The following is a 26,977-nucleotide window of genomic DNA, read 5'->3' as shown; positions in this document are numbered from 1 at the left end:
TAATTACTCGCAATGGCTGTGCGGGGTGCAAGTATTCGACCCGATTTGACGGTTTGATTTGTCTGATAATTTGCTTTGTTCGCAGGTGCGATCTATCCTCCACCGCAGTGCCGCAAAAGTGATGAGCTGTCGAACCGCCTGAACCTTCGCAAGAATCGCCGGTCCGTGGACAATGCTACGACAGTCGATATTGAGAATGTGGTTCCAATCCGCTTAATCTTTTGCAATGCGAAAGTCGTGACGGGCATTGCCGGTCGTTGGATGAAAGGTCGGATCAGGTGCCTTATTACCAGCTTTACGAACTCAATCACGCGGCTTTGAGCCCCATGCGGGCGGCTGCGGATATGACGCGCCTTTACTTCCAGAATCCCCTCAATCCGGTTTCCCATACCACTTACGGGCGCTCCATCGCGGCGGCCTGCGAAGTGTTCGAGCGCACGACGCGCCGTTATGGCAAGCCGGAGTTCGGGCTGCATGAAACCACGCTGGGCGGCATGCGTGTGCCGGTTCGCGAAAAAGTGGTCTGGAAGAGGCCGTTCTGCAATCTCATTCACTTCGAGCGTGGCCCGGGCGATGCCAGGGCGCGCACCCGTCGCGGCAGCGACCCGCGCATCCTGATCGTCGCGCCCATGTCGGGCCACTATGCCACGCTCCTGCGCGGCACGGTCGAGGCCATGTTGCCGCGCGCCGACGTCTATATCACCGACTGGATCGACGCGCGCATGGTGCCGCTGTCGGAAGGCGGTTTCGACCTCGACGACTATATCGACTACATCATCTCCATCCTGCATTTCCTTGGCGAAGACACGCATGTCATCGGCGTGTGCCAGCCGTCGGTGCCGGTTCTTTCGGCGGTCGCCGTCATGGAGGCGAACGACGATCCCTATGCGCCGTCGACCATGACGCTCATGGGCGGGCCGATCGATACGCGTATCAACCCCACGGCCGTCAACGATCTCGCCGAGCGCAAGGGGATCGACTGGTTCGAGCGCAACGTCATCATGCCGGTGCCCTTCCCGCACCCGGGTTTCATGCGTGATGTCTATCCAGGTTTCCTGCAGCTTTCCGGCTTCATGAGCATGAATCTCGACCGGCATATGATCGCCCATCGCGACTTCTTCCAGCATCTCGTCGAAAACGACGGCGACAACGCGGAAAAGCACCGTGAATTCTATGACGAATATCTGGCCGTCATGGACCTTTCGGGTGAGTTTTACCTGCAGACCGTGGAAACGGTCTTCATCCGCCATGCGCTTCCGAACGGCAAGATGACGCATCGCGACGAGCCGGTCGATTGCCATGCGATCCGCAATACGGCGCTGCTGACCATCGAAGGCGAGAAGGACGATATCACCGGCCGCGGCCAGACGAAGGCGGCGCACAAGCTCTGCGTCAATCTTCCCGAGGACAAGAAGGTTCATTACGAGCAGCCGTCGGTCGGCCACTACGGCGTTTTCAACGGTTCCAGGTTCCGCGCGGAAATTGCCCCGCGCATCCTCGATTTCATCGCATCCAATCGAACGCGCAACGTTACGGTAACGGCTGGTGCGGCAAACGGCACGGCGAGGCCGGCAAATACGCCTGCGCCGATCGTGGCGAAAACCGCGCCTGTTGAGACGAAGACGAACCCGCTTGATGAGATCCTGCTCGTCAAGCCGGAAGGCACCGTCGACGATCTGAAGCGGATTTCGGGCGTCGGGCCGAAGCTTGAGAAAATGCTGAACGAGGCCGGTATCTTCCATTTCTGGCAGATAGCGCAGCTTTCGACGGCCCAGATCGCGGTTCTCGACGACAAGCTGGAATTCCGCGGCCGCATCGCGCGCGACAACTGGATCGGGCAGGCGAAAAAACTCACGGAATCAGTGACTTCCTGAGGCTTTGCAAACGTGGTTTGATCGGCGGCGGGGCGTTAAAGCGCGCCGCCGTTTTTCTTTTGCGGCGCTGCTCGTGGAATGCCGATTACGCCGCGTTCATCTTGAATATCCGCTTCCTCGCGCCCACCTGATAAGAGCAACGGGTGAAGAGGGAGTCGTCATGACAAGTTGTTCTGCGATCAGACCGGGCTGGAATCCGATGACAATCGGCCTGATGGTGCTCGGCTTCATCGTTTTCTGGCCGCTTGGCCTTGCAATGCTTGCCTACATCATCTGGGGCGACCGCTTTGGAGACATGGCGCGCGATGCCCGCGATCAGTGGCGCTCGGGAGCCTGGCATGGCCCGTCGAGCGGCGGTCACGGCTTCGGCCGCACCGGAAATGCCGCGTTCGACGAATATCGCGAACGCGAGCTTAAGCGCCTTGAGGAAGAGCGGGCCCGGCTTGACCGCATGCGTGCGGAGTTTGACGAGTTTCTGCGTGAGTTGCGCCGCGCGCGCGATCAGGAGGAGTTCGACCGCTTCATGGCGAACCGTGGCCGCAAGCCCGGACAGGAAGCGGAAGCCTGAACACGTTGAAATGAAAAGCCGAAATGAAAAAAGCCGCGGACCGGTTCCGCGGCTTTTCGTTGTCTGGGCGTTTTGCCCGCTCAGTTCGGCATCGGCTGCTGGGGAGCCTCGCCTTCGCCTTCGCCGTTGCCGCTCGCTGCCTGCTGCTGTTGCAGGTTCTGGCGGTAGAGCGCGGCGAAATCGATCGGGTCCAGCATCAGCGGCGGGAAGCCGCCGTTGCGTGTCGCCTCGGCCAGGATGTTGCGCGCGAACGGGAAGATGATGCGCGGCGCCTCGATCATCACGAAGGGGTGCAGGTGCTCCTGCGGCACTCCGGAAACCTTGATAAGCCCGGCGTAGACAAGCTCGACGACGAACAGCGCCATGGCGTCGTTGTTGGCCTTCGCGCTCAGCGTCAGCACCACTTCGAACTGGTTGTCGTTGAACGGCGTCGCGTTGACGTTCACATTGATGTCGAGCTTCGGCTGTCCCTGCGGCTGCAGCGAGCGCGGCGAATTGGGGTTTTCGAAGGAAAGGTCCTTGATGTACTGAGCGATGATCGAGAGGCCCGGCTGAGCCTGCCCCTCTCCGCCCTGCGGGGCACCACCGGCCGGTGCGGCGGCGTCGTTGGTATCGGTCATGTCGTGTCGTCCTGGTTTCAAGTGCCTGGGGCCGCGCGCCGGCGATGACTTCGCGCATCGCAAGACGGCGGCTTCGGCCCGGTGGGCCAAACTGTCGAGCGCTGGCTAGCATGTTGCAAGGTCACGGCACAAGGTATTTAGGACGATAACGGTTGCGAAACCGCCGGTTTCCGGCTTCCTGCGCGAGATCGGCTGGCACGGCGAAGCCGGCGGAACTAAAGTGCAAGGCATTGATCGACAAGGAAGGTTTGCCGAATGCTGGAAGCGCGCGAAGACGACCTGCGTCTGCCGCACAGGAGATTGAAGCTCGATACTCTCGTGCGCCTGCGCTGGCTTGCGATAGCCGGGCAGACGGCGGCCCTTCTCGTGGTGCATTTCGGGCTCGGTTACCCCTTTCCGCTCGTCTTGTGCTTCGGGCTCGTGGCGTTTTCGGCGTGGCTCAACATCTTCCTCAAGATCCTGTGGCCGGCAACCCGCCGCCTGTCGGAGCGCATGGCGGCGATCCAGCTCGGATACGACCTTATCCAGATGGGCGGGCTCCTGTACCTGACGGGCGGTCTCGGCAATCCCTTTGCGTTCCTGCTGCTTGCGCCGGTCATGATCTCGGCGACCGGGCTTTCGGCGCACAAGACGATCCTGCTCGGCCTGCTCGCGGCCGGCATCGCCAGCGTGCTTGCCGTCTTCCACATGCCGCTGCCCTGGCCGCAAACGCGCGATTTCCTGCTGCCGCCAATGTACGCCTTCGGCGTTTGGACCGCGCTCGTATGCGCGCTTGCCTTCATGGGGGTTTACGCGTTCCGCGTGGCGGAGGAAGCCCGCCAGCTTGCCGATGCGCTGGCGGCGAGCGAGCTTGTGCTCGCGCGCGAGCAGCATCTCAACGCGCTAGACGGGCTGGCGGCGGCGGCCGCGCATGAACTCGGCACTCCGCTTGCCACCATCTTCCTGACAGCCAGGGAGCTGAAGCCCGAGTTCGAGACCGACGATCCTCGCGGGGAGGATGTCGCCCTGATCTCCTCCCAGGCGGAAAGATGCCGGGATATTCTCGCCAAGCTCACCTCCCTTTCCAACGAGGGCGACCTGCACATCCGCCGCATGCCGCTGTCGCAGCTGATCGAGGAGGTCGTCTCGCCCTACCGCGATTTCGGCACGCGGATCGAGGTCGATCTGCGCGGCGAAGGCGGAGAGCCGGTCGGCGCGCGCAATCCGGGCATCATTTACGGCCTCGGCAATCTCGTGGAGAACGCGGTCGACTTCGCAGATACGACGGTAAGGGTGGAAGGACGCTGGAGCGGCAAGGACGTTCGCATCGTCATCAGCGACGACGGGCCGGGCTTCGCGCCGGATGTTCTGGCCCGCCTCGGCGATCCCTATGTCACCGCCCGCGGGCGGTTGAAGGATGCCCGTGGCGACGACGGAACGCGCGCCGGCGGCCTCGGCCTCGGCTTCTTCATCGCCAAGACCTTGCTGGAGCGCACGGGCGCGAGGCTTTATTTCGACAATCGCCGCCCGCCCGCGCATGGCGCGGTGATAACGGTCGCCTGGCCCCGCCCCGTGATGGACCAGGAAGGCAAAATGGCGGTGGAGAATGGTGCGGCACCTTCGGCTTCCGTCGATACGGGGGCTTTGACGTGAAGGAAAGCCAATCTATAACAAATGCTGAATTTTGAATTCCTCTAAACAAGGCCGGAATGCCCATGACCGATCCGCAGGGCCAGGAAAACGCGATGGAAGACCGCCGCCTGCTCATTGTCGATGACGATCACGCTTTCAACCAGCGGCTGGCGCGAGCGATGGAAAAACGCGGATTTCAGACCGATACCGCCGACAGCGTGCGCGAGGCGATCGGCAAGGTGGAAGCCGCCCCGCCCGCCTATGCGGTTGTAGACATGCGCCTAGAGGATGGCAGCGGCCTCGACGTGATAGAGGCGATCCGCGCCCGCCGCCCGGATGCGCGCGCGTTGATCCTTACCGGCTACGGCAACATCGCGACGGCCGTCACGGCGGTAAAGCTCGGCGCGGTCGACTATCTGGCGAAGCCCGCCGATGCCGACGACATCTACGCGGCGTTGACCCGCGAGGGCGACGAGAAGGCGCCTCCGCCTGAAAATCCGATGTCGGCGGATCGTGTGCGCTGGGAGCACATCCAGCGCGTCTACGAGCTTTGCGACCGTAACGTCTCGGAAACGGCGCGCCGGCTCAACATGCATCGCCGCACCCTGCAGCGCATCCTCGCCAAGCGCGCGCCGCGCTGAGCGGTTTCTTTCCTAAAAGGCAGCGTCCGACCGGGCGTCCGGGTCGAGCGCATCATGCAGGCGGTTTGCGGCGGCCTGCGCGAAGCGCAACGTCACGGCCTTGCGCCTTGCGCCCGCAAGCTTGTGTTCCGGCGCCTCGCGCAGGATATCGGCGAAAAATCCGTCGGAGAGGATGAAGCCTGCTTCTTCCGGAAAGATGCCGCGCGGCACTTCGGCATGGCTTGCGAAGAAGAAACGGTCGCAAAAGTCCCGGTATCCCGGCCATTTGCGGTCGGCGCGAAAGTCCGCGATGGAGGATTTCACTTCCACGATCCAGATTTCGCCCTTCGGCCCCACGGCCATCAGGTCCGCGCGCCTGCCCGAAGCCAGCACCACCTCGCCCACGCTCGCATATCCCAGCTGCCGGAAAAGCCGTGCGACCCCGCGCCAGACCATCGTCGCCGTGTCGGATTGCCGCCCGTCGGCCAGGGGATCGTCCAGCCTCACCCTGTTCGATTGCATCGACCACCTCCAGATTGGCGATTGTTCTTGTTTCGTTCGTTGAATGCAAGTGCGAAATCGCGCTGGCGAAGCGCCGCTCCAAGGCGTATATAGCCCGCTGTTGGGTCATGGCGTAAATTGCGAGCCGTCATGCGATCCTGATTTCTTTTCGGAAAATCGAATATCGTGGACACATCGTCCCGCGCCGCCAATGCGCCGCATCCTGCCGATGATCGGCAAGGCTCCCACCCCGTCGGCTTACGCGCGGCGAGGGCGGAGGATCTTGCGCCGCTTGTCGCGCTTGAAAATGCCGCCTTTTCGAGCGACCGCATCTCGCGGCGCAATTTCCGTCATTTCCTCAAAAGCCCGACGGCACGGCTGATCGTGGCGATAGCGGGGGACCGGCTCGCCGGATACGCGCTCGTGCTCTTTCGCGCGCAAACGGCGCTGGCAAGGCTTTACTCCATCGCCGTCGATACCGCTTTCCAGGGTTCCGGCATCGGGCGAAAGCTGCTGGAGGCGGCTGAAGATGCCGCCTATGACGCCGACCGGCTTTTCCTGCGTCTTGAGGTTCGCGCGGACAATCCGGCCGCCCTCGGTTTGTACGAAAGATCGGGCTACCGGCGGTTCTCGCGGGTCAAGGGCTACTATGAGGACGGCGAAGATGCGCTTCGCCTCGAAAAGCGCCTTCATGGCGGGCAAGCGCTCAGAACGTCGGTTCCCTACTTCCGTCAGGCGACGGACTTCACATGCGGGCCGTGCTGCCTGCGCATGGCATTCGGCGCCTTCGATATCGAAAGCGGCGTGGACGAGACCGCCGAACTCAGGCTTTGGCGCGAGGCGACGACGATCTACCTCGCATCGGGTCTCGGCGGGTGCGAGCCTTTCGGCCTCGCGGTCGCGGCGAAGAAACGAGGCCTATACGCCGAAATCCGGGTCAACACGGAAGAGCATTTCTTCCTTTCTTCCGTTCGCGATGCGGAAAAGCGCCGCGTGATGCGTCTCGTGCAGGACGATTTCCGCAGCGAAGCGAAAACCTTGTCGATCCCGGTGTTCGACAGGCCGCTTTCGGCGCAGGAACTGGCGGGCGAGGCGCAGCGCGGCACGCTGTCGATCGTGCTCATCTCCGGTTACGGCATGTATCGCAAGAAGGAGCCGCACTGGATCCTCGTTCACGGCGGCGACGAGCGTCATGTGATCGTGCACGACCCCTGGACGGAGCCTGAAGTCGCCGCCGGCCACGACAAGGGAACCGATCCGGACGCCATCCCCGAGACGTTCGCCGACGCCGCGCACCTGCCCATTCCCTTCACCGCTTTCGAGCATATGGCCCGCTGGGGCAAGCAGGGTATGCGCGCGCAGATATTGCTCAGAAAGGCATAGAGCCTATGGCCACATGGGTCATTCTCGTCGACAATTCCAAGGACCTTTCGAACGCGGAAACCCCGCACAAGGTCATGACGGTGCGCGAATACATCACGCGCCCGAAGCTTTTCGCCGGCACGCATCCGACGATCCTGAACCTTTCGCGCTCCTACGCCTACCAGGGCGGCGGATACTACGCCTCGCTTCTGGCGGAAGCGCGCGGGCACCGCGTCGTGCCTGGCGTTGAAACCATGACGGAACTTTCCAGGAAGGGGCTTTACCGGCATGCCCTTCCCGAACTGGAGGACCGCCTCAACAGAACGCTGGCGAAAATCGCGGATGTTCCGGCAGGTTCCTTCAAGCTCACGGTCTGCTTCGGCCATGCCGCGGATGCCGCTTACGAGCCTTTTGCCCGCCTCGTGTTCGACTGGTTTCGCGTGCCGCTTCTGGAGGTGACGGTAAAGCCCGGCGAATGGCGCACGATAGACCGTATCCGCCCGCTTCCCCTGACCGAACTGGATTCCCAGGGGCGCGAGCATTTCAACAGCTCGCTGGAGGCCTACACCCGTCGTTCCTGGCGCGCGCCGAAACAGCGCGTGCCGATGAAATATTCGCTCGCCGTCCTTTGCGACCCGAAGGACCCGCTGCCTCCGTCCTCGCAAGCCTCCCTGAAGTATCTCGCGAAGGTCGCCGCGCGGCACGGCGTGGAAGTGGTTCCCATCGGCAAGGGCGATCTGGAGCGGCTTGCCCAGTTCGATGCGCTTTTCATCCGCGACACGACCACGATCGATAATCACACCTACCGTTTCGCCCGTCGCGCGACGTTCGAAGGCATGCCTGTCATCGACGACCCGGTTTCCATGATCCGCTGCACCAACAAGGTTTATCTGGCCGAGCTTCTGGAGCAGAACGGCGTGCCGACGCCGAAGACGGTGATCCTGTCGACCATGAAGGATGCGGATGGGCTGGGCGAAGCGCTCGGCTGGCCGATCGTCTTGAAGATACCCGACGGTTCCTTCTCGCGCGGCGTCTTCAAAGTGGAAGATGCCGCCGCGCTTTCCGCCAGGATGAAGGAGTTGTTCGACGAGTCCGACGTCCTCCTTGCCCAAGAATTTTGCCCCACCTCCTTCGATTGGCGGATCGGCGTTCTGGACGGTGAGCCGCTTTTCGCCTGCCAGTATCTCATGGCGAAGAAGCACTGGCAGATCGTGCGTCACGAGGAAGGCAAACCAGCCGTCGAAGGCCGTTTCCGGTCCTCCTCGCTTCTCGAGGCGCCGCCCCTCGTGGTGGAAACGGCGGTGCGCGCCGCGCGCCTTATCGGTAACGGGTTTTACGGCGTGGACCTGAAGCAGGTCGGCGACAATGTCGTCGTCATCGAGGTGAACGACAATCCGAACCTCGATCACGGGGTAGAGGACGCGGCGGAAAAGGACATGGTCTGGGACCGGCTGGTCCGCTGGTTCCTGAAGCGGCTTGAGGCGCGCTAGAGCGCTTTCCACGAAAGCGGGATCGCTTTCGTGACAAGAATTCGCTCCAGAATTAATATCTTGAGCGGGTTCAGTCCTTCGGTGGTCCGACCCGGTCCGGATGGGCTGCGGCGAAAGCGTCTATTGCCCGGCAGCGCTCGCCGATCTCGATCAGCTTCGGGCAGGCGGAAAGGTCGGCACCCCAGCGCTCGGCGTTGTAAAGCTGTGGCACGAGGCAGATGTCGGCCATCGTCGGCCGGTCGCCATGGCAGAAGGCGCCGGTCGCCGGAGCGTCCAGCATCTTTTCGAACGCTGTCAGGCCTTCGCCGATGAACTTCTTCATCCAGTCGATACGTATCTGCTCGTCCCCGCCGCCGAGCTGCATCGCATATCCGGCAACGGACATGTTGCAGACCGGGTGGATTTCCATGGCGATCACGTAAGATAGCGCGCGCACGCGCTGCCGTCCCACGGGGTCTCGGGGCAGAAAGCCGGCCCCTTCCCGCGTCTCGTCCAGATATTCGAGGATAGAGACCGACTGGGTCATCGTCCGCCCGTCGATTTCTAGTGTCGGCACAAGGCCCTGCGGGTTGCGGGCAAGGTTCTCCGGCGCTTTATGTGCCTTCTTGAGAAGGTTCACCTGCACCGCGTCATAGCTGATGCCGAGCAGGTTCAGCGCGATCCGCAGCCGGTAGCTGGCTGACGAACGCCAGTAGTCATAGAGAACGGTGCGGCTCATTCTTCGTCTCCTGGGGTCAGGATCCTAAGGCGTAGGCGATGTGGCAATTCCGTTCCACCCTCACCCGGCGCGAGACTGATGCTCAACAGTTTCTTGGCGTTTCTGCGAACAACGACGTTGATGTTTGTTACCGCGCCGCAGCTCGCGTCCCCTCTCCCTTGAGGGAGAGGGCTAGGGTGAGGGTGACGCCATTCGCAGGTTCGCTGGCGCTCGCGAGATTCGTAAAACCAGGAAATCAAACGTCGGAAAGTTCCTTCTCGTGCATCCAGGCGGCGTGCTTGGGCGCGCGCTTGGTCTTCGACCATTCCTCGAGCATGTCCCATTTGACGGCGTCGAGTTTCTTCAGCATCTCGTCTTCCGCCGGGTCCGGGCAGGCCAGTTCGATACGGTGTCCGTTCGGATCGAAGAAATAGATCGAATGGAAGATCGAGTGGTCGGTAACGCCCAGAACCTCGATCCCGTTCTTTTCGAGGTTCTCCTTGAACTCCAGCAGCGTATCGCGGTCCTTCACCTTGAAGGCGATATGCTGCACCCAGATCGGCGTGTTCGGATCGCGGCCCATTTCCGGTTTCGTCGGCAGCTCGAAAAAGGCGAGCACATTGCCGTCTCCCGCATCCAGGAAGATGTGCATGTAGGGGTCGGGCTCATGGGTCGACGGCACATGGTCCTCGGCGATCGCGAGGATGAAGTCCATGTTCAGGTTCTTCGTGTACCATTCGACCGTCTCCTTCGCGTCCTTGCAGCGATAGGCGACGTGGTGGATCTTCTCGATTTTCATGGGGCATGTCCTCCGTGGACGGTCAGGATCGGGCGGGATCCCGGTGCATGGCCTGCTTTGCAGCCGCAAGCGCATCCTTAAGCACCTCCCGGTCGCCGACCTGGTTGGCAAGCACGAGAATAAGGCGCGCGTTGAGCGCGTCGCTTTGCGCCTTCGGGAGCCCTTCGTGGGCGGCGAGAAGGTCGGCGTAGAAGTCGTCAGGCCGGTCGATATTGGCCTTGAGGGTCAGTTCGCTCATTCCCGTCTCCTCAATTCCGGCTAGAGCATATTCCGTTCAGGTTGAATCAGGCTGAACGACAAGAATATGCTCAAGCTATTGATCCTGGAGCGTTTTCTTATCAATCGGGTGTTTCAACCCGATTGGAAAGCGCTCCAGTTGCGGTGTTGACAGCGGAGCGAAGCTCCGCCTCGTTGAATTTCGTCCAGCGCGCGGCGACATGCTGGTCAGGGCGCATCAGGTAGATGCCGGCCTGCGCATCGCCCAGATAGCGCTCGGCGAGGGCCCCGCTTGGATCGTCATTCGTTGAAAGCTCCAGCCGCTCGACCTCGATGCCTTCCACGTCGATCCTGTCCGGCGCATCCGCGTCGATCGTCATGAGCTGGAAGCGGTCGCCGAGGCGTGAAAGCAGCCATCCGTTGCCAATCGGCGCGTCCACCGCCGGGGCGCCGGGGCGTGTGCGGTCTGGCATTCCGGCCACGTCCGGGCCGTTCAGCGGTGAGCCGTCGTAGGTCGCGGGAACCGACAGCCGCCCGGAATTGACGATGGGGCGGGCGAACTCGAAATGTTCGGCAAGGTCCAGAACGGCGTCGCGGAAGATACGGCTCTGGTCCGATTTCGGGGTGATGAAGTCGGTGGAGCGCGACGAATTCAGGATGTTCTCGTCAGCCGCATGGACTCGCTCCGCGTCATAGCTGTCGAGCAGCGTCTCCGGCGCCTTGCCCTCCATCACGAGCTTCAGCTTCCAGATCAGGTTGTCGGTGTCCTGCAGGCCGGAGTTCGCCCCTCGCGCGCCAAATGGTGATACCTGATGCGCGGCATCGCCGGCGAAGATTACCCGCCCGTGGCGGAATTTCTCCATCCGCCGGCACTGGAAGGTGTAGATCGAGACCCATTCCAGCTCGAATTTCGCATCCTCGCCCAGCATTGCCTTCAGCCGCGGGATCACGTTTTCCGGCTTCTTTTCCTTTTCCTTGTCGATGTCCCAGCCAAGTTGCAGGTCGATCCGCCAGACGTTGTCGGGCTGCTTGTGCAAAAGGGCCGACTGGCCCTTGTTGAACGGCGGATCGAACCAGAACCAGCGTTCGGTCGGAAAGCCCGCTTCCATCACGACGTCGGCGATCAGGAAATTGTCTTCGAAGACGCGGCCGACGAAGTCGAGCCCCATCATGGAGCGCACGGGTGAGCCGGCGCCGTCGCAGGCGATCACCCAGTCGGCGGCGATACGGTAGGGACCGTCCGGCGTCTCCACGGTCAGCAGCACGCCGTCGTCCTTCGCCTCGACCGCTGTCACCTTGCTGCCGCCGCGAAGGTCTATGGGCTTGCCTTCGGCCTCCAGCGCGCGGGCGCGGTTCACCAGGTATTCCTCGAAGTAATATTGCTGCAGGTTGATGAAGGCGGGCCGGTGGTGGCCTTCCTCCGGCAGCAGGTTGAAATCATAGACCTTGCGGTCGCCGAAGAAGACCTTGCCGAGATTCCACTGGACGCCCTTGTCGACCATTTCCTGCCCGCAGCCGAGCCGGTCGAGGATTTCAAGCGGACGCTTTGCGAAACAGATCGCGCGCGAACCCCAGCTCACCTTGTCGTTTTCGTCGAGGATGACGACCGGCACGTCATGCCGGGCAAGATCGATCGCGGCCGCCAGCCCGATTGGTCCCGCCCCGATGACGACGACCGGATGGCGAACCGGCTCCGCCGCGTCCTGATCGGCCGATCGCTCGTAGGGGTACAGCGGCGTTTCGAAGATCTTCGTCATGTTTCCTCCCGAACGCACCTGCTTGCGCTGGTTAGTTTGGTTGCCAGTCCGTCATTCCGGCCGTTGTCAGATGCTTCTCCGCAACCGGGTCGCGTTCGAAGTCCAGAAAGAATTCGTCGAGCTGCGGTGGCTTCACCTTGGTGGATGAGAGCATCGCGTGCGCCTGCCCCCGGTGGTGGATCTGATGCTGGAAGAGATGCATGAGCAGCGCATCCACCCGCTCCTCGATCACGCCTTTATCCCCGCGGTCGGTCGTGACATGCCGCCTCGCGCCTTCATCCGTCAGGTCGCGGCAGAAGGCGACGAGGCGGGCATCCTCTTTCGCCTGTTTGGATTTCAATTCGGACGGATTGGAAATTTCCTGGGCGTCGTAGACTTTCTTCCCGACGCCCTCTTCATAGAGCGCGTCGAGGTAATAGCGGTCGACGAAAAACACGTGGTTAAGCGTCGCCTTGAGCGAGGGGAAGAAGCCCGTGCGCGGGGCCGCGAACTCTTTTTCGGAGAGTTCGCAAACCGCATCGAGCAGCTTCTCGTTCGCATAGGCGTTGTTGAGCGCCATGAGGTGAAAATGAGAGATCATGTAATTACTTAGCCCTGCAGAGCATCCCACATTTCCTTGTCGCGCTCCGCCGTCCAGATGCGAGGCGTGTCGATGTCGAGCGCCTCGTCATAGGCCCTCGCGACGTTGAAAGGCAGGCAGTGCTCGTAGATCGCGTAATCGGAAAATTTCGGGTCGCATTCGGCCCGGCATGCGTCCCAGGCTTCCTTCAGCGAGCCGCCGCGCGATGCGACCTGCGCCACCGGGCGGTAGGTCGATTTCACGAAATCACCTGTAAGATCAAGCGCATCGTTGACCATCTTCTTGCCCACCAGCGCATCGCCACGCCCCGGCGCGATGGCGTCGACATCGAAGGCGCGGATTTTCTCGAGCGTTCCCGGCCAGTCGTGGAAATGGCCGTCGCCGCAGTAGCAGGCGGAGTGATATTCGACGATGTCGCCCGTGAACATGACGTTCGCATCCGGCACGTGGATCACGATGTCGCCCGCCGTATGGGCGCGGCCGAGGAACATCAGGTCGACCCGCCGTTTACCGAGGTAGACTGTCATGCGGTTGTTGAAGGTAGTCGTCGGCCATGTCAGGCCCGGAATGCTCTCATGCCCCTGGAAAAGACGCGGGAAACGGGCGAATTCGCTGTCCCAGTCCTCCTTGCCGCGTTCCGCGACCATGGAGCGCGCCTTCTCGCTCATGATCACCTGCTGAGCGTTGTATGCGGATGCGCCCAGCACCCGCACGGCGTGATAGTGGGTCAGCGTCAGATGCGTGATCGGCTTGTCGGTGACGGATCGCACCTTCTCGATCACCTTGTTGGCGAGCCTTGGCGTCGCCTGCGCTTCCACGATCATCACGCTGTCGTCGCCGATGATGACGCCGGAGTTCGGGTCGCCCTCGGCGGTGAAGGCCCAGAGGCCGCGGCCGATTTCGCTGAAGGAAATCTTCTTTTCGGCCATATCGCCTTGCGATGCGAAGGCTTTTGCCATCGGAATTCTCCCAAAATTTTCAGTGTTCGTATTTTTCCACCGTCTGGTCTATCGCACCGAAGATCGAATGGCCGGCTTCGTCCCTCATTTCGATGCGCACCGTATCGCCGAAGCGCATGAAGGGCGTTGTCGCCTCGCCAGCCTCGATCGTCTCGATCATGCGGATTTCGGCAATGCAGGAGTAGCCGACCCCGCCTGCATCGACCGGCTTGCCCGGTCCACCGTCGAGCTTGTTGGAAACCGTGCCCGAACCGATGATTGCACCCGCCGAGAGAGGCCGCGTTTTCGCCGCATGGGCGATGAGTGTGGGGAAATCGAACGTCATGTCGACGCCCGCGTTCGCCCGCCCGAACGGTTTGCCGTTGAGGTCGACGCATAGGGCCAAATGCACCTTGCCGCCGTCCCAGGCATCGCCCAGTTCGTCGGGCGTGACAGCCACGGGCGAAAAAGCGGAAGAGGGCTTCGACTGGAAGAAGCCGAAGCCCTTGCCGAGTTCGGCGGGGATAAGCCCGCGCAGGCTCACGTCATTGACGAGCATGACGAGGCGGATCGCATCGCGCGCCTCATCGACGCTCGCGCCCATCGGCACGTCGTCGACCACGACCGCGACTTCGCCTTCCATGTCGATGCCCCATGCCTCGTCGCCCATCAGGATCGGCGCGCGGGGGCTAAGGAATGCGTCGGAGCCGCCCTGATACATAAGCGGGTCGGTCCAGAAGCTTGCCGGCATTTCCGCGCCGCGAGCCTTGCGGACCAACTCCACGTGGTTCACATAGGCCGAGCCGTCCGCCCATTGAAAGGCGCGCGGCAGCGGCGAAAGCGTCAGGTGCTCGTGAAAGCGCATGGTCGGTACGGCGTCATGCTCCAGACTCTCGGCAAGCACGGCCAGTTTCGGGCCCACGGTTGCCCAGTCGTCCAGCGCTGCCTGAAGGGTCGGCGCGATGCGCGTTGCCTCCGTGCAGCGGGTAAGGTCCTTCGAGACGACGACGAGAAGGCCGTCGCGCGTTCCGTTGTTCAGCGTTGCCAGTTTCATATTGGTTCCAGTTTCCCGGAGCGCTTTCCAGCCGGATGCGTGATCCGATTGACGGAAAATCGCTCAATTCTAACCAGAGGAAGGATGCCGGGGATTATTCCCAGTTGCCTTCCGGCGTGCCGTTGAAGCGCTTCTTCAGCCCGCTCCAGCAGTCGAGATAGTTTTCCTGCAGGGTTTCCAGGTTCGCGGCGTAGCGCGTCAGATGCTGGGGAAAGCGCGTCTCGAACATGAAGGCCATTGTGCCGGAAAGCTTGTGCGGGCGAAGCTCCGCGTTGCTCGCCTTGTCGAAGCCCATGGCATCGGGCCCGTGCGGCAGCATCATGTTGTGCAGGCTCATGCCGCCCGGCACGAAGCCTTCTTCCTTGGCGTCGTACTGGCCGTAGATCAGGCCCATGAATTCCGACATGATGTTGCGGTGGTACCAGGGCGGGCGGAATGTGTGTTCGGCCACCATCCAGCGTTCGGGAAAGATCACGAAGTCGATGTTGGCCGTGCCCGCTTCGCCGGAAGGTGCCGTCAGAACCGTGAATATCGACGGATCGGGATGGTCGAACAGGATCGCGCCGACCGGCGAATAGGTCGTGAGGTCGTATTTGTAGGGCGCATAGTTGCCGTGCCATGCGACGACGTCGAGCGGCGAATGGCCGATTTCGGTGACATAGAAGCGCCCGCACCATTTCACGGTGATGCGGCAGTCGGTTTCCTTGTCCTCGTACCAGGCGGTCGGCGTCTTGAAGTCGCGCGGGTTTGCCAGGCAGTTCGCGCCGATCGGCCCCCGATCGGGCAGCGTGAATTTCGCGCCGTAGTTTTCGCAGACATAGCCGCGCGATGGGCCGTCCTTCGGCTCGACCTTGAAGACCATGCCGCGCGGCAGGATGCAGATCTCCTTCGGCGCGACGTCCATGATGCCCATTTCGGTGTAGACGCGAATCTCGCCTTCCTGCGGCACCAGCAGCATTTCTGCATCCGCGTTGAAGAAATAGTCGTCCCGCATTGCTTCGTTCAGCACGTAGACGTGGGTCGCCATGCCCACCTGCGTGTGAACGTCCCCAGCCGTCGTGATCGTGCGCATTCCGGCCACGAAGTTCGTCGGTTCGTTCGGCATGGGGATCGGGTCCCAGCGCAATTGGCCGAGCGCAAGTTCGTGATCGTCGATGTTCGGCGCCGTGTGCCAGTGGTTATAGGAAACCGGGTGAAAGCGGGCGGTGTGGCGCACGGAGGGGCGGATCCGGTACAGCCATGAGCGTTCGTTCGTTCCGCGCGGCGCGGTGAAGGGCGAGCCCGAAAGCTGCTCGGCATAGAGACCGTAGGCGCAGCGTTGCGGCGAATTCTGTCCCTGGGGAAGCGCGCCAGGCAGCGATTCCGTCTCGAAATCGTTGCCGAAGCCCGGCATGTAGCTGAGCGTCATGTCTGATCCCTCCTCCGGCATATTCAATTCCGACCCGTCCGACCAAGAATATGCTCATTTATCAATGCGGGAGCGAATTCTTGTCGGCGGATTTGCAATCCCGCCCGCCAAACGCTCCGCATTCAGACGATGATTAGTTGCGTTTGTAACTTTTTATGCGCAAAGGTTCAACCGTCATTTCCTCGGATGGATGAACCAAAAGGATTGTTTCGTCTTATGGTATTGAAACAATGGGCAAATATGAAATCATTTCGTATTGCGGCCCGTTGGTGCCGACAATGCGTTTCATGCGGACCGCCAGGTCAAACGGCCAGATAGACAGCGAGAGCCAAAAGCCAGAAACCGCAGCCGACCCACCCTGCCACGGTATCTTGCAGCAGAAAAGTGCCGCCAGGCCTGCGTTTCAGCCCGAGGGTGTTGAAGCCTCTCTCGTTCGACGACATCGTTTGCACCTGTATGCGGCCGAAACTGGCCATCGGCACGATCAGCCGCGCGGTCCAGTAACCTATTATATCGTAGGCAATGGAAATGAATTCGTACATCTGGCTGAAATCCGGATTTCGCAACCATTACGGAAATTCATTCATGGATATAGGTAGCCTGGCATAGGGACGGTAAGAAAACGGGAAACAATTTTCAGAAAGGCGAGCGCGCAGTGGCCGGAAAAATAAAAAACATCCTCTTCATCATGTTCGACCAGCTGCGGTTCGACTATCTCTCCTGCGCGGGCCACCCGACGCTTGAAACGCCCAATATAGACAGGCTGGCCGCGAAGGGCGTGCGCTTTTCGAACGCCTATGTGCAATCGCCCGTCTGCGGCGCCTCGCGCATGAGCTTTTACACCGGCCGTTACGTTCATTCCCATGGCGCCGCCTGGAACAACTATCCGCTCAAGGTTGGGGAGACGACGCTTGGCGATCATTTGCGCGAGATCGGCATGGACGCCTTTCTCATTGGCAAGACGCATATGAAGGCGGACGAAAAGGGGATGGAAAGGCTTGGTGTCTCGCGGGATTCGATCATTGGCGCGCGCGTCTGGGAATGCGGTTTCGACGTTTATTTGCGCGACGACGGACTATGGGGTGAAGGCCCTTCGGGCTTCTATGACAAGCGGCGCTCGCCATACAACGAATACCTGAAAGCCAGGGGCTATGAGGCGGAGAACCCTTGGGCGGAAAATGCCAATGCCGGGGTGGCGGACGACGGCGAAATTGCCTCCGGCTGGTTCATGAAGAACGCGCGCAAGCCCGCGAACATTCGCGAGGAGGACAGCGAAACGCCGTGGCTCACTTCACGGGCGATCGACTTTCTGGAGGAGCGGCGGGAAAGCGATGCGCCGTGGCTGTGCCACCTTTCCTACATCAAGCCGCATTGGCCCTACATCGTGCCGGCGCCCTACCACGCGATTTATGGCAGAAATCAAATCGTGCCGGCGGTCCGCCACGTAAGCGAAAAGACCGACCCGCATCCCGTCCATGCGGCCTTCATGAACAACCCGATCGGGCAGGCGTTTTCGCGTGATGAGGTCCGCGAGACGGTGATCCCCGCCTACATGGGCCTCATCAAGCAGTGTGACGACCAGATGGGCCGGCTCTTCGCCTATATGGAGGAAACCGGCCGGATGGACGACACGATGATCGTCATAACCTCCGATCATGGCGATTATCTTGGCGACCACTGGCTTGGCGAAAAGGATCTCTTCCACGATCCGTCGGTGAAGGTGCCGCTCATCGTCTTCGATCCTTCGCGCGAGGCGGATGCGGCGCGCGGCACGGTCTGCGATGAGCTTGTCGAAGCAATCGACCTTGCACCGACATTCATCGAGGCGGCAGGCGGCGAAGTTCCGCGTCATATCGTCGAGGGGCGTTCGCTCCTGCCGTTCCTGCGCGGCGAGAAGCCGGACGACTGGCGGGAATTCGCCGTCAGCGAATATGATTATTCCGCGACGCCGATGGCGGGCGAACTTGCGCTCGAGCCCAGGGACGCAAGGCTCTTCATGATCGCCGACAGGCGCTGGAAGTTCGTCCATGCAGAAGGCGGATATCCGCCCATGCTCTTCGATCTCGAAAAAGACCCGCAGGAACTTGTCGATCTCGGGCGGAGCGATGAGCACGCGCAGATCATCGAGCTGATGTACGAGCGCCTGTCGCGCTGGGCGCGGCGGCTTTCGCAACGCACGACGGTTTCAGACGCCGAGGTCGTCGCAAGGCGCGGCAATCCCTATGCGACCGGCATCCTCATCGGAGTTTTCGATGAGGATGAGATCGAGCCGCGCTGGAGCGAAAAATACCGCGGACCGGCGCGCCAGCGGTTCCTGCCTGACAGCGATTGAAGAAGCGGCTGAAAATTTCCGATTGACGAATTGGGACGCTTGTCCTAGAAATAAATTAGGACATGCGACCTAATTTACGGAGCCGTGCCGGCGAGAATGAGGAAAACCATGAGCAAGAAGGCGACGCGTGACGAGATAATCGCTGCGGCGGATGATCTGTTCTATCGGCAGGGCTTCGAAAAGACGTCCTTCGCCGATATTGCGGGCGTCGTGAATATCTCGCGCGGCAATTTCTATCACCACTTCAAGACCAAGGATGAGATACTGGACGCGGTGATCGAAAAGCGTCTCGCCGACCGGCAGGCCATGATGGAGAAGTGGGAGATCGAAGGCGAAACGCCGGAAGACCGCATCCGCAGCTTCATCGATATCCTGATCGTGAACGGCGAGAAGATAAAGCGCTACGGTTGCCCGATCGGCACGCTGACGAGCGAACTCGCCAAGCTGAACCACGCCGCACAGGGCGAGGCGAACAAGCTGTTCACGGTATTCCGCACCTGGCTGAAGCGGCAGTTTGAAATGCTCGGCCGCGAGGATGACGCCGATGAATTGGCGATGCATCTGCTTGCCCGCAGTCAGGGGGCGGCAACGCTTGCCAATGCCTATCAGGACGACGCCTTTATCGCCCGTGAGCTTGAGAGCATGTACGCCTGGCTAAGCGGATGCGCAGCGGGCGCGAACAAACGGGAGAGGGCGGAAATGTAACGCTCCGCCCCGACTTCGTCGGAAACACCAAATCGGCACTTGCCGCTTTCAACGCGCCGTCTCCGGGCTGCGCGAAAGCTCGCGGCATGCCTGTTCATACCCATCAGGAAGGAAGAAACAGATGTTCATCGTGTTGTTGAGATTTTCGGAGAACAAAGCCCGTGCGGGTGAGTTCATGGATGGCCACAAGGCGTGGATCCAGCGCGGTTTCGAAAACGGGACCTTCGTGCTGATGGGCAGCCTGCAGCCGAACCTTGGCGGCGCCCTCGTCGCTCACGACACGACGCTTTCGGAACTTGAAAGCTTCGTCGGCGAGGACCCGTTCGTCGTCGAGAAGATCGTCACGCCCGAAATCCTGGAGATCACCGCGTCGAGGGCCGATGACCGGCTAAGCTTCCTGATCGGCTAAACGCTCCCGAAATCCCGAACATTCCCGGTTGCCGCCACGTTGAAAGCGCTGCTTTCCGCGACTGATTCCGCTCGTGCGGAGCATGGCGCCGGCATGTGTGTCCACCCAGAAAAGGAAAATTACTGATGAAACGCTCGATGACTCAATTGGCGAAGCTAGGCGCGGCCGCGGCCCTCGCCGCATTTGTTGCAGCCGCACCGGCCTCCGCCGAAGGTGACAAGGTCGGCAAGAGCCCCTGGGGGCCGAAGGACGAGATCGGCACGCTCAACATGATGAGCGATGCTTCGCGCATGGAAATCCTGCAGCGGATCGACGCGGGAAAGGTCTATGATCTCGGTCTCGATCTCTTCGTCGGCATGCCCGATTGCTGCAGTGCCGCCTTCGGCGATCCGACCTACCAGATGTATATGCTCCACACGCCTGCGCGTGGCGGCGGCGGAGAAGAGCTGGTGTCGCATTCCAGCGAAGCGATCTCCATGAACACCCACACGGGAACGCATATCGATACGCTGAGCCACTTCGGACTGCACGGAAAGCTCTTCAACGGCGCCAGCGCCGATGAGGCGCTTGGCGCGCGCGGCTGGGCAAAATCGGGTGCGGACAAATATCCGCCGATCGTCGCGCGCGGCGTCATGATCGACGTGGCCAAGGCGAAGGGCGTCGACGTGCTGCCGGCGTCCTATGCCATCACGGTCGACGATCTTAAGGACGCGCTCGCCAAACAGGGCACGAAGCTTGCCGAAGGCGATGTGGTGCTGGTGCGCACCGGGCAGATGGGGCTGTGGCCGGACAGGTCGAAGCTCTCTCTTTTCACCCAGTCGGGCCTGAGCCTCGAGGCGGCGAAGTGGCTTGCGGAAGAGCGGAAGTCGATGGTGCTTGGCGCGGATAACCTGGGCCTGGAAAGCTTCCCCTCCACCAATCCGCAGAACTTCGCGCCGGTCCATTCCTACCTGCTGGCGGAAAAGGGGGTCTCCTTCATCGAGCTGCTTTGGCTGGAAGAGCTGTCGAAGGACGAGGTTTATGAATTCGCCTTCATCACCTCTCCGCTGAAACTGCGCGGCGCGACCGGTTCGCCGATCCGCCCCGTGGCGATCCCGGTGAAGTAAGGCGGCTGATCCATACGCGAAATTTCATGGAAAGAGCCCCGTTTCCGGTCTATCCGGGAGCGGGGCGAATTGGCGGAGGGTTTACGCATGACAAGGACCATCGAAGGCCCGGACGGGAGGCAGCGCTGCCGGTGGTGCGGGGCGGCGCCGGAGTTTCTGGCCTACCACGACACGGAATGGGGCTTCCCGGTGAGCGATGACCGGCGCCTGTTCGAGAAGCTTTGCCTGGAAGGCTTTCAGTCCGGCCTGAGCTGGCGGACGATCCTCGCCAAGCGCGAAGGCATCCGGAAAGCCTTCCTTGGCTTCGATTTCGACAGGGTCGCCCTTTTCGGCGAAAGCGATGTTGAACGCCTGCTGAAGGACGAGGGCATCGTGCGTCACCGCGGCAAGATCGAGGCGGTCATCAACAATGCGAAGCGGGCACAGGAGCTTGTGAAGCGCGAGGGTTCGCTGGCGGCCTACTTCTGGCGCTACGAACCCGATGAAGATGCCCGTGGCGAGCCGCAGACGGCATCGACTTCCCCCACATCCGTCGCCCTGTCGAAGGATCTCAAGAAACTTGGATGGAAATTCGTCGGTCCGACAACCGTCTACGCATTCATGCAGGCAATGGGGCTGATCAACGATCATGTGGAAGACTGTGTCGTCAGGACGGATGTCGCGCAGGCAAGACGAGGCTTCATCCGGCCGGGTCGCTGAGCGTCATTATCGCCCGGTTGACGAAGCGGTATATCCAAAAGTTATGAAAACGCCCCTTTTTCTCATTTTACATTACCAAATCGATTGATCATTGTGGCCACCGGTTCCGGCCTGTAACGTTCGGCCGGTAGGCGAATGCGAATTCGCTTCGGGAGGGTTCAGTGGAAAAGGGGTCGCCGTGTATCAGCGGGTCGATCGAATAATGCAGGGGTTGAGCTCCTGGCTCGCGCTTGCGGGCGGGGCGGTGCTCGTCGGGCTTACCGTCATGACTGTGGTAAGTATTGTCGGGCGGACGTTCAACCGCTTCGGCCTCGGCCCCGTTCCGGGCGATTTCGAAATCATCGAGATGGGCGCGGCCTTCGCCATTTTCGCGTTCCTGCCCTGGTGTCAGTACCGGCGCGGGCACGTCACGGTCGACATCTTCATGGCGCGCTTCGGCGAAAGGGTGAACTTCGCCGTCGATGTGATCGCAAATGCGCTGATGACGGTGGCCGCCGCCGTCATGCTCTGGCGGCTGACGCTCGGCATGCTCGACAAGCATGCCTATCACGAAACGTCCTTCATTCTGCAGTTTCCGATCTGGTGGGGCTATGCCGCCTCGATGATCGGCGCGGTCGCCTTCCTGCTCATCTCCGCCTTTACGGTCTGGCGCAGCTTTCGCGAGCTGAAGCAGGCCGGCGGCGCGCTCAACACATAAGGGGTGACGCGTGAGTTCGCTCGAAATCGGCCTCTGGTCCATCCCCATTCTTTTGCTGCTGATTTTCCTGCGCATACCGATCGGCCTTGCGATGTTCCTGACCGGCATCGTCGGCACGTGGCTGGTCACGGGAACGTGGGTCCCTGTCCTGGCGCAGCTCAAGTCGGTGATCTACGACACCTTCTCCAGCTATTCGCTGTCGATCGTCCCGCTTTTCCTGCTGATGGGCCAGTTCGCGACGCGCGGCGGCATGTCGCGTGCGCTCTTCCGGGCGGCGGAGACCATGGTCGGCCATCGCCGCGGCGGCGTCGCCATGGCGGCGGTCGCGGCCTGCGGCGGTTTCGGCGCGATCTGCGGTTCGTCCCTGGCGACGGCCGCCACCATGGGCCAGGTCGCCCTGCCCGAGCTGAAGCGCTGCGGCTATTCGGATTCGCTTTCCACCGCCTGCCTTGCCGCTGGCGGCACCCTCGGCATCCTTATCCCGCCATCGGTCGTTCTCGTTATCTACGCGATCCTGACGGAACAGAATATCGCCAAACTCTTCCTTGCCGCCTTCGTGCCGGGTTTCCTTGCGGCACTCGGATACATGCTCACCGTTTCGCTCTACGTGCGTTTCGATCCGAAGTCGGCGGGCGCGCAGGAAAAGGCGAGCTGGGCGGAGCGCCGCGAAGCGCTCGTGTCCGTCTGGCCGGTCCTTGTCATCTTCATTCTCGTCATCGGCGGTATCTACGCCGGAATATTCACGCCGACGGAGGGTGCGGCCGTGGGTGCCGCAGGCACCGGCCTCGTCGCTCTTTTCAACGGCGGGCTGGACTGGAAGGCTTTTCGCGAATCCATCCTGTCGACAGCCTCTTCGACCGGCATGATCTTCTTCATCGTGCTCGGCGCCAGCGTTTTCAACTCTTTCCTCGCCTTCTCGCAGCTTCCCCAGCAGTCGGCGCAATATGTCGCCGAGCTCGGCTGGAGCCCGTGGTTCGTCCTCATCCTCATTCTCATTTGCTATCTTGTCTTCGGCTGCATCATGGATTCGCTCTCCATGATCCTTCTCACGATCCCGATCTTCTTCCCCATCGTTTCAGCGCTCGACTATGGCCTGCCGCTGGAGGAATTCGCCATCTGGTTCGGCATTATCGTGCTCATCGTCGTGGAGGTGGGGCTGATCACGCCGCCGGTCGGCATGAATCTCTTCGTCATCAACTCGATGGCGCGTCATGTGCCCCTCGGCCAGACGTTCCGCGGCGTTGCACCGTTCATCGCGAGCGACATCGTGCGTGTGGCGATCCTGGTAATGTTTCCCTCGATAACGCTGTTTATGATCCGCTGGCTTTATTGACCGGCCGCCGTTCGGGCTTGACCGGACCCGGACGGCGCGCCACAACCGTGGCATCAGGACATCGCAACGGACCCCGCACATGCCCGCATCGTCGCCCCGGCCGATCACCATCGGAATTCTGGAGACCGGACGCCCTCCGCAACAGTTGGAGGAGAAATACCCGAACTATCCGAAGATGTTCGAGGAACTGCTTTCCGGCAGCGGGGCGGAATTCAGGACCTATGCGATCCTCGACGGCGATTTCCCGAAGGATCCGAGGGAGTGTGACGCCTGGTTGATTACGGGCTCCCGTTTCGGCGTTTACGACGGGTATGAGTGGATAGACAAGCTGAAAGGCTTCGTCAGGAGCGCGCACCAGGCGAAAAGCCCGGTCGTGGGCATCTGTTTCGGCCATCAGCTTATCGCCGAAGCGCTTGGCGGCAGGGCGGAGAAATCCGATCGCGGCTGGGGCGTCGGGCTGCATGAATACGATGTCACCGGGAAAGCGGACTGGATGGAGGGTGAAAGGGCAAGCTTCGCGCTTCAGGTCTCCCACCAGGATCAGGTGACGAAGGTGCCCGAGGGCGGCACGGTGCTGGCAAGTTCCGACTTCTGCCCGAATGCGCTGATCGCCTATGACGACTGGGCCGTCACTTTCCAGGGCCATCCGGAGTTCGGGCCGGATTTCAGCGAAGATCTCATCAAGATGCGGCGCGGAACCACGCTGCCGGAGGATTTCGCCGACAAAGCGCTGGCAACGGTCGACGCAGGGCAGGATTCCGAGCTTGTCGCCCGATGGATCGCCGCCTTCCTTCAAAAGGCGCTTCACCGGGAAACCGCTTAGCGCAAGCGCGTAATCGGAAGTACCTTCGGCAAAATGGTCTTCAGCTTGTCTCCGGAACCGGGCTACCCCTGAGACGCGACCCAGTTTCCGAGAAGGCTTGCAAACTCGGTCAGCTTCGCTTTCGTCTCTTCGTATTGCGGCAGCCGCTCGTAAGTCTCCTCATTCATGTAGAGGCCGCGGTTGATCTCAAGCTGCAGCGAATGGCGGCCATCTTCCGGCCTGCCCGAAACCCGCACGATCTCCGCTCCCTTGAAAGGGTCGTTGACCTTCACCTCAAAGCCCAGATCCTGAAGGATTTCCCGTGCGGCCTGGGTGAATTCCGGCCGGCAGGTCGTTCCTTTCCTGTCGGAGACGACCATGTCGGGACGCCTTGAGCCCAGCTTGTCCTCATGCATGGGGTTCGCGCGGGTCTGCATGGAATGCAGGTTCACGTGATAGACGCATTGCGCTTCGGCGCTTGCCGCATCGAGCAGCACGGCCAAGGCGTCGTGATAGGGACGCCAGCATCTTTTGATCCGCCGGCGAACTTCCCTCGCAGTCAGTTGACGGTCGTAGAGCGGGGCGCCGTCCGGCGGCGTCCTCGTCCAGACCGTACCCTTGCCGAGCAACGCTTTGGCGGTGGGGACAAGCGTCATGGCCTCGCCATCCGCCAGCGCTTCCGGCGCGATGTCGTCGGCCGCCCGGTTCACGTCGCAATAGATGCGCGGAAACAGGCAGGCAAGCAGCGGAAAGCCCAGCTGCGGCACCTGGGCGAAAAGATCGTCGACATACATGTCCTCCGCCCGCCGGAAGCGCCGTTCCGGCTGGCACGGTGTGAAATCCGGCGGATAAAGCGTGCCGGAGTGCGGGCTGTCGAAGACGAGCGGGGCCGCGAGACGATCCGGCAGGCGGACATCCAGAAGGCGGGTGATGCTTTGCGGGAAAGCCGTCGTCACGGCGCGCCCTTTCTCTTCGGATCTTCCTCGTCGCGCAGACGTTCCAGCTCGGACATGCGTGTCTTGCTGCGTTCGCTTTCGGCTTGCGTGACGCCGGCGATCAGCGTTTCGGCAATGGTCATGAGGGCTGTAAGCGAATCCCATGGCGACGGCACGGAGACGCGCGCCGGCAGAACATGCGTGGCAACGCTTGCGATCGGCGACAGCCAGGTATCGGTGATCAGTACGATCTGCACGCCGCGCGCGGCGGCGGCCTGGGCAAGGCGGATCACGTCGGCCTGATAGCGGCGGATGTCGAAGATGACGAGGACGTCGCGCTTGCGCATGTCGATCAGGAAGTCGCGCCAGTTCCCTTCCTGTCCGGCCAGATGCACGACCTTGCCTCTCAGGATTCGCAGGTGGGCCGCCATGTGCCGGGCCAGCGCGTCCGAAAAGCGGCCGCCAAGCAGGTAGACGGAGCGGCGCTCGTCGGCAAGCAGCTCGACAGCGGCCTCGATCTCGGCGGCGGGCAGATGTCGGAAGGTTTCGCGGATGTTGTCGATCGTCGCCGACCAGACTTCGCCCGTGGCCTCCGGCGAGGCGCTGGTGTCCTCGGCGCGGGCGAGCGGGGATTTCAGCTGGTCTTCCAGTTCGTCGCGCAGGCGGCGCTGGAACTCCGCGTAGGTGGAATAGCCGAGGCGGGCGGCAAACCTCAGGATCGAGGGAGAACTCACGCCCGCCACCTTCGCGAACTCAGCCACCGTGCCGAGCCCCAGCATCGGATAGTTGCCGAGAAGCGACAATGCCGCCCGCCGCTCCGTCACGGTGAACGTGTCGAGCCTGTCGCGGATATCTTCCGCCAGTGATTGCTGCATCGGCGCTGGCGTCCTCCCGCAGGGTTCCTCAAATCGCGGCTGAAATTGTCATTTGACTTGAGCTTCGCGATTGTATCAAATCATACAGGCTTTGGCATATCCCGCAAATCTGTAACAAATCAAACATCAAGCGGAACGCCAATTCGAACCCGGGGAACAACGGGGGAGGGGAATGAGCGTAGCAAAGGCCGAAGCGGACGGCGCGGCGGCTCCTGTCGCGATCGTCAATCGCGCCGGCGCGGGAGCATTTGTCGTCCTTTGCGATCATGCGTCGAATGCGCTTCCGGCGCGGTTCGGCACGCTCGGCCTTTCGCCTGCAGACCTTCAGGCGCATATCGCCTGGGACCCGGGTGCCCTGGGCGTTTCGCGCCGCCTTTCAGGCCTTCTCGATGCGCCGCTGGTTCACCCGACGCTTTCGCGGCTCCTGGTCGATTGCAACCGCGCTCCGGATGCGCCCGACCTTGCTCCCGCTCTGAGCGAAGCGACCGAAATTCCCGGCAACAGGGATCTTTCGGAGGAAGATCGCGCGGCGCGGATCGCGCTCGTGCATACGCCCTTTCACGCCGCCGTCGACGAGGTTCTGGATGAGCGCGCCGCGCGCGGCCTGCCGACGCTGCTCGTATCGGTGCATACGTTCACGCCCGTCTACAGGGGCGTTTCCCGTCCCTGGCAGATCGGCGTCCTCTACGACCAGGATCGCAGGCTCGCCGAACGGCTGATTTCCGCCTTGAAATCCGATTCAAGCCTGACCGTCGGCGATAACGAGCCTTACGCACCGTCCGATGGGGTCTACTATACGCTGGACCGGCACGGCCAGGCGCGCGGGCTGGCAAGCGTCATGCTGGAAATCCGCAACGACGAGGTGGCGGATGCTGCGGGGGAAGAGGCGTGGGCGCACCGCCTCGCCGCCCTTCTTGCCGAGGCCGGGAGGGCGGTATCGGCGAGCGAAGCCGGGCGAAAGAAGACGAACTGAGGGGACTGCGCATATG

General features: G+C 61.7%; 28 protein-coding genes. 15 read left to right on the top strand and 13 right to left on the bottom strand.

Annotation, left to right across the window (positions count from 1 at the left end; all coding sequences use genetic code 11):
• Positions 1 to 326: 326 nt before the first annotated feature.
• On the top strand, positions 327 to 1,874 hold the full coding sequence (gene phaZ, locus GR183_RS07425) for a polyhydroxyalkanoate depolymerase (RefSeq protein ID WP_202396013.1): 1,548 nt from the start codon (positions 327 to 329) through the stop codon (positions 1,872 to 1,874).
• A 160-nt stretch (positions 1,875 to 2,034) separates the two neighbouring features.
• Complete coding sequence (locus GR183_RS07420) at positions 2,035 to 2,442, top strand: DUF2852 domain-containing protein (RefSeq protein WP_160774989.1); 408 nt, start codon at positions 2,035 to 2,037, stop codon at positions 2,440 to 2,442.
• A gap of 80 nt (positions 2,443 to 2,522) precedes the next feature.
• Here GR183_RS07420 and secB read toward each other — a convergent pair whose 3' ends face one another.
• Complete coding sequence (gene secB / locus GR183_RS07415; protein ID WP_160774988.1) at positions 2,523 to 3,062, bottom strand: protein-export chaperone SecB; 540 nt, start codon at positions 3,060 to 3,062, stop codon at positions 2,523 to 2,525.
• 255 nt (positions 3,063 to 3,317) lie between these two features.
• Here secB and GR183_RS07410 point away from each other — a divergent pair, with 255 nt between their 5' ends.
• On the top strand, positions 3,318 to 4,694 hold the full coding sequence (locus GR183_RS07410; RefSeq protein WP_160774987.1) for an ActS/PrrB/RegB family redox-sensitive histidine kinase: 1,377 nt from the start codon (positions 3,318 to 3,320) through the stop codon (positions 4,692 to 4,694).
• Positions 4,695 to 4,756: 62 nt separating this feature from the next.
• Entirely contained in the window at positions 4,757 to 5,314 is a 558-nt protein-coding gene (locus tag GR183_RS07405) for an ActR/PrrA/RegA family redox response regulator transcription factor (RefSeq protein WP_160774986.1), read from the top strand.
• A gap of 12 nt (positions 5,315 to 5,326) precedes the next feature.
• Here GR183_RS07405 and GR183_RS07400 read toward each other — a convergent pair whose 3' ends face one another.
• Positions 5,327 to 5,815 (bottom strand): MmcB family DNA repair protein, encoded by a 489-nt coding sequence (locus GR183_RS07400; protein WP_160774985.1) that lies wholly within the window; start codon positions 5,813 to 5,815, stop codon positions 5,327 to 5,329.
• Between the two features lie 165 nt (positions 5,816 to 5,980).
• Here GR183_RS07400 and GR183_RS22165 point away from each other — a divergent pair, with 165 nt between their 5' ends.
• Both GR183_RS22165 and GR183_RS07390 read left to right on the top strand, forming a co-directional pair.
• A complete protein-coding gene (locus GR183_RS22165; protein WP_160774984.1) occupies positions 5,981 to 7,177 on the top strand; it encodes a GNAT family N-acetyltransferase/peptidase C39 family protein in 1,197 nt (398 codons plus the stop codon).
• A 5-nt stretch (positions 7,178 to 7,182) separates the two neighbouring features.
• Positions 7,183 to 8,646 carry a RimK family ATP-grasp domain-containing protein gene (locus tag GR183_RS07390; RefSeq protein WP_160774983.1) on the top strand — a complete coding sequence of 488 codons (1,464 nt, stop codon included), beginning with the start codon at positions 7,183 to 7,185 and terminating at the stop codon, positions 8,644 to 8,646.
• Between the two features lie 70 nt (positions 8,647 to 8,716).
• On the opposite strand, the gene maiA is transcribed toward GR183_RS07390, so the two are convergent.
• The 9 genes from maiA to GR183_RS07345 form a co-directional block, all read right to left on the bottom strand.
• A complete protein-coding gene (gene maiA / locus GR183_RS07385; protein ID WP_160774982.1) occupies positions 8,717 to 9,364 on the bottom strand; it encodes a maleylacetoacetate isomerase in 648 nt (215 codons plus the stop codon).
• 235 nt (positions 9,365 to 9,599) lie between these two features.
• On the bottom strand, positions 9,600 to 10,142 hold the full coding sequence (locus GR183_RS07380; protein WP_160774981.1) for a VOC family protein: 543 nt from the start codon (positions 10,140 to 10,142) through the stop codon (positions 9,600 to 9,602).
• Between the two features lie 22 nt (positions 10,143 to 10,164).
• Positions 10,165 to 10,380 (bottom strand): DUF2783 domain-containing protein, encoded by a 216-nt coding sequence (locus GR183_RS07375; RefSeq protein WP_160774980.1) that lies wholly within the window; start codon positions 10,378 to 10,380, stop codon positions 10,165 to 10,167.
• Positions 10,381 to 10,480: 100 nt separating this feature from the next.
• Positions 10,481 to 12,115 (bottom strand): FAD-dependent oxidoreductase, encoded by a 1,635-nt coding sequence (locus tag GR183_RS07370; protein ID WP_160774979.1) that lies wholly within the window; start codon positions 12,113 to 12,115, stop codon positions 10,481 to 10,483.
• 31 nt (positions 12,116 to 12,146) lie between these two features.
• A complete protein-coding gene (locus tag GR183_RS07365) occupies positions 12,147 to 12,695 on the bottom strand; it encodes a DinB family protein (RefSeq protein ID WP_160774978.1) in 549 nt (182 codons plus the stop codon).
• A gap of 8 nt (positions 12,696 to 12,703) precedes the next feature.
• On the bottom strand, positions 12,704 to 13,654 hold the full coding sequence (locus tag GR183_RS07360) for an MBL fold metallo-hydrolase (RefSeq protein ID WP_160774977.1): 951 nt from the start codon (positions 13,652 to 13,654) through the stop codon (positions 12,704 to 12,706).
• Positions 13,655 to 13,673: 19 nt separating this feature from the next.
• The gene (locus tag GR183_RS07355; protein ID WP_160774976.1) at positions 13,674 to 14,687 is read right to left on the bottom strand and encodes a fumarylacetoacetate hydrolase family protein; all 1,014 of its coding nucleotides are present in this window, start codon (positions 14,685 to 14,687) and stop codon (positions 13,674 to 13,676) included.
• A 94-nt stretch (positions 14,688 to 14,781) separates the two neighbouring features.
• Positions 14,782 to 16,095, bottom strand: coding sequence for a homogentisate 1,2-dioxygenase (hmgA, locus tag GR183_RS07350; protein WP_160774975.1), 1,314 nt, complete (start codon positions 16,093 to 16,095; stop codon positions 14,782 to 14,784).
• A gap of 302 nt (positions 16,096 to 16,397) precedes the next feature.
• Positions 16,398 to 16,637, bottom strand: coding sequence for a hypothetical protein (locus GR183_RS07345; protein ID WP_160774974.1), 240 nt, complete (start codon positions 16,635 to 16,637; stop codon positions 16,398 to 16,400).
• A 113-nt stretch (positions 16,638 to 16,750) separates the two neighbouring features.
• Between GR183_RS07345 and GR183_RS07340 the strand changes: the two genes are divergently transcribed.
• The 8 genes from GR183_RS07340 to GR183_RS07305 all read left to right on the top strand — a co-directional run bounded on the left by GR183_RS07340 (position 16,751) and on the right by GR183_RS07305 (position 24,199).
• Positions 16,751 to 18,427, top strand: a complete 1,677-nt coding sequence (locus tag GR183_RS07340) for an alkaline phosphatase family protein (RefSeq protein ID WP_160774973.1) — start codon at positions 16,751 to 16,753, stop codon at positions 18,425 to 18,427.
• Positions 18,428 to 18,535: 108 nt separating this feature from the next.
• The gene (locus GR183_RS07335) at positions 18,536 to 19,132 is read left to right on the top strand and encodes a TetR/AcrR family transcriptional regulator (protein ID WP_160774972.1); all 597 of its coding nucleotides are present in this window, start codon (positions 18,536 to 18,538) and stop codon (positions 19,130 to 19,132) included.
• A gap of 121 nt (positions 19,133 to 19,253) precedes the next feature.
• On the top strand, positions 19,254 to 19,541 hold the full coding sequence (locus GR183_RS07330; RefSeq protein ID WP_160774971.1) for a YciI family protein: 288 nt from the start codon (positions 19,254 to 19,256) through the stop codon (positions 19,539 to 19,541).
• A 125-nt stretch (positions 19,542 to 19,666) separates the two neighbouring features.
• On the top strand, positions 19,667 to 20,647 hold the full coding sequence (locus GR183_RS07325) for a cyclase family protein (RefSeq protein WP_160774970.1): 981 nt from the start codon (positions 19,667 to 19,669) through the stop codon (positions 20,645 to 20,647).
• 87 nt (positions 20,648 to 20,734) lie between these two features.
• A complete protein-coding gene (locus GR183_RS07320) occupies positions 20,735 to 21,346 on the top strand; it encodes a DNA-3-methyladenine glycosylase I (RefSeq protein WP_160774969.1) in 612 nt (203 codons plus the stop codon).
• Between the two features lie 202 nt (positions 21,347 to 21,548).
• Entirely contained in the window at positions 21,549 to 22,043 is a 495-nt protein-coding gene (locus tag GR183_RS07315; protein WP_160774968.1) for a TRAP transporter small permease, read from the top strand.
• A gap of 10 nt (positions 22,044 to 22,053) precedes the next feature.
• The gene (locus GR183_RS07310) at positions 22,054 to 23,376 is read left to right on the top strand and encodes a TRAP transporter large permease (RefSeq protein WP_160774967.1); all 1,323 of its coding nucleotides are present in this window, start codon (positions 22,054 to 22,056) and stop codon (positions 23,374 to 23,376) included.
• A gap of 79 nt (positions 23,377 to 23,455) precedes the next feature.
• Positions 23,456 to 24,199 carry a glutamine amidotransferase-related protein gene (locus GR183_RS07305; protein WP_160774966.1) on the top strand — a complete coding sequence of 248 codons (744 nt, stop codon included), beginning with the start codon at positions 23,456 to 23,458 and terminating at the stop codon, positions 24,197 to 24,199.
• A gap of 62 nt (positions 24,200 to 24,261) precedes the next feature.
• On the opposite strand, the gene GR183_RS07300 is transcribed toward GR183_RS07305, so the two are convergent.
• Both GR183_RS07300 and GR183_RS07295 read right to left on the bottom strand, forming a co-directional pair.
• Positions 24,262 to 25,134 carry an N-formylglutamate amidohydrolase gene (locus tag GR183_RS07300; RefSeq protein ID WP_160774965.1) on the bottom strand — a complete coding sequence of 291 codons (873 nt, stop codon included), beginning with the start codon at positions 25,132 to 25,134 and terminating at the stop codon, positions 24,262 to 24,264.
• Positions 25,131 to 25,988, bottom strand: coding sequence for a MurR/RpiR family transcriptional regulator (locus tag GR183_RS07295; protein WP_160774964.1), 858 nt, complete (start codon positions 25,986 to 25,988; stop codon positions 25,131 to 25,133). The genes GR183_RS07300 and GR183_RS07295 overlap by 4 nt, the downstream gene beginning before the upstream one ends.
• 172 nt (positions 25,989 to 26,160) lie before the next feature.
• On the opposite strand from GR183_RS07295, the gene GR183_RS07290 reads away from it, so the two are divergent.
• Positions 26,161 to 26,961, top strand: coding sequence for an N-formylglutamate amidohydrolase (locus GR183_RS07290; protein ID WP_160774963.1), 801 nt, complete (start codon positions 26,161 to 26,163; stop codon positions 26,959 to 26,961).
• The last annotated feature ends 16 nt before the right edge of the window (positions 26,962 to 26,977 follow it).

Origin of the sequence: Stappia sediminis, assembly GCF_009826895.1 — a bacterium.
GTDB classification, from domain to species: domain Bacteria; phylum Pseudomonadota; class Alphaproteobacteria; order Rhizobiales; family Stappiaceae; genus Hongsoonwoonella; species Hongsoonwoonella sediminis.
This window is presented reverse-complemented; position numbering and strand designations above follow the sequence as displayed.

Coding starts and splice junctions, on each gene's coding strand:
- GR183_RS07360 (WP_160774977.1), bottom strand. CDS start 13,654: ATGGCAAAAGCCTTCGCATCGCAAGGCGATATGGCCGAAAAGAAGATT.
- GR183_RS07335 (WP_160774972.1), top strand. CDS start 18,536: ATGAGCAAGAAGGCGACGCGTGACGAGATAATCGCTGCGGCGGATGAT.
- GR183_RS07320 (WP_160774969.1), top strand. CDS start 20,735: ATGACAAGGACCATCGAAGGCCCGGACGGGAGGCAGCGCTGCCGGTGG.
- GR183_RS07375 (WP_160774980.1), bottom strand. CDS start 10,380: ATGAGCGAACTGACCCTCAAGGCCAATATCGACCGGCCTGACGACTTC.
- GR183_RS07400 (WP_160774985.1), bottom strand. CDS start 5,815: ATGCAATCGAACAGGGTGAGGCTGGACGATCCCCTGGCCGACGGGCGG.
- maiA (WP_160774982.1), bottom strand. CDS start 9,364: ATGAGCCGCACCGTTCTCTATGACTACTGGCGTTCGTCAGCCAGCTAC.
- GR183_RS07365 (WP_160774978.1), bottom strand. CDS start 12,695: ATGATCTCTCATTTTCACCTCATGGCGCTCAACAACGCCTATGCGAAC.
- GR183_RS07355 (WP_160774976.1), bottom strand. CDS start 14,687: ATGAAACTGGCAACGCTGAACAACGGAACGCGCGACGGCCTTCTCGTC.
- GR183_RS07380 (WP_160774981.1), bottom strand. CDS start 10,142: ATGAAAATCGAGAAGATCCACCACGTCGCCTATCGCTGCAAGGACGCG.
- GR183_RS07305 (WP_160774966.1), top strand. CDS start 23,456: ATGCCCGCATCGTCGCCCCGGCCGATCACCATCGGAATTCTGGAGACC.
- hmgA (WP_160774975.1), bottom strand. CDS start 16,095: ATGACGCTCAGCTACATGCCGGGCTTCGGCAACGATTTCGAGACGGAA.
- GR183_RS07290 (WP_160774963.1), top strand. CDS start 26,161: ATGAGCGTAGCAAAGGCCGAAGCGGACGGCGCGGCGGCTCCTGTCGCG.
- GR183_RS07390 (WP_160774983.1), top strand. CDS start 7,183: ATGGCCACATGGGTCATTCTCGTCGACAATTCCAAGGACCTTTCGAAC.
- GR183_RS07315 (WP_160774968.1), top strand. CDS start 21,549: ATGCAGGGGTTGAGCTCCTGGCTCGCGCTTGCGGGCGGGGCGGTGCTC.
- GR183_RS07325 (WP_160774970.1), top strand. CDS start 19,667: ATGAAACGCTCGATGACTCAATTGGCGAAGCTAGGCGCGGCCGCGGCC.
- GR183_RS07420 (WP_160774989.1), top strand. CDS start 2,035: ATGACAAGTTGTTCTGCGATCAGACCGGGCTGGAATCCGATGACAATC.
- GR183_RS07295 (WP_160774964.1), bottom strand. CDS start 25,988: ATGCAGCAATCACTGGCGGAAGATATCCGCGACAGGCTCGACACGTTC.
- GR183_RS07370 (WP_160774979.1), bottom strand. CDS start 12,115: ATGACGAAGATCTTCGAAACGCCGCTGTACCCCTACGAGCGATCGGCC.
- secB (WP_160774988.1), bottom strand. CDS start 3,062: ATGACCGATACCAACGACGCCGCCGCACCGGCCGGTGGTGCCCCGCAG.
- phaZ (WP_202396013.1), top strand. CDS start 327: ATGCGGGCGGCTGCGGATATGACGCGCCTTTACTTCCAGAATCCCCTC.
- GR183_RS07405 (WP_160774986.1), top strand. CDS start 4,757: ATGACCGATCCGCAGGGCCAGGAAAACGCGATGGAAGACCGCCGCCTG.
- GR183_RS07345 (WP_160774974.1), bottom strand. CDS start 16,637: ATGTACGAATTCATTTCCATTGCCTACGATATAATAGGTTACTGGACC.
- GR183_RS07410 (WP_160774987.1), top strand. CDS start 3,318: ATGCTGGAAGCGCGCGAAGACGACCTGCGTCTGCCGCACAGGAGATTG.
- GR183_RS07330 (WP_160774971.1), top strand. CDS start 19,254: ATGTTCATCGTGTTGTTGAGATTTTCGGAGAACAAAGCCCGTGCGGGT.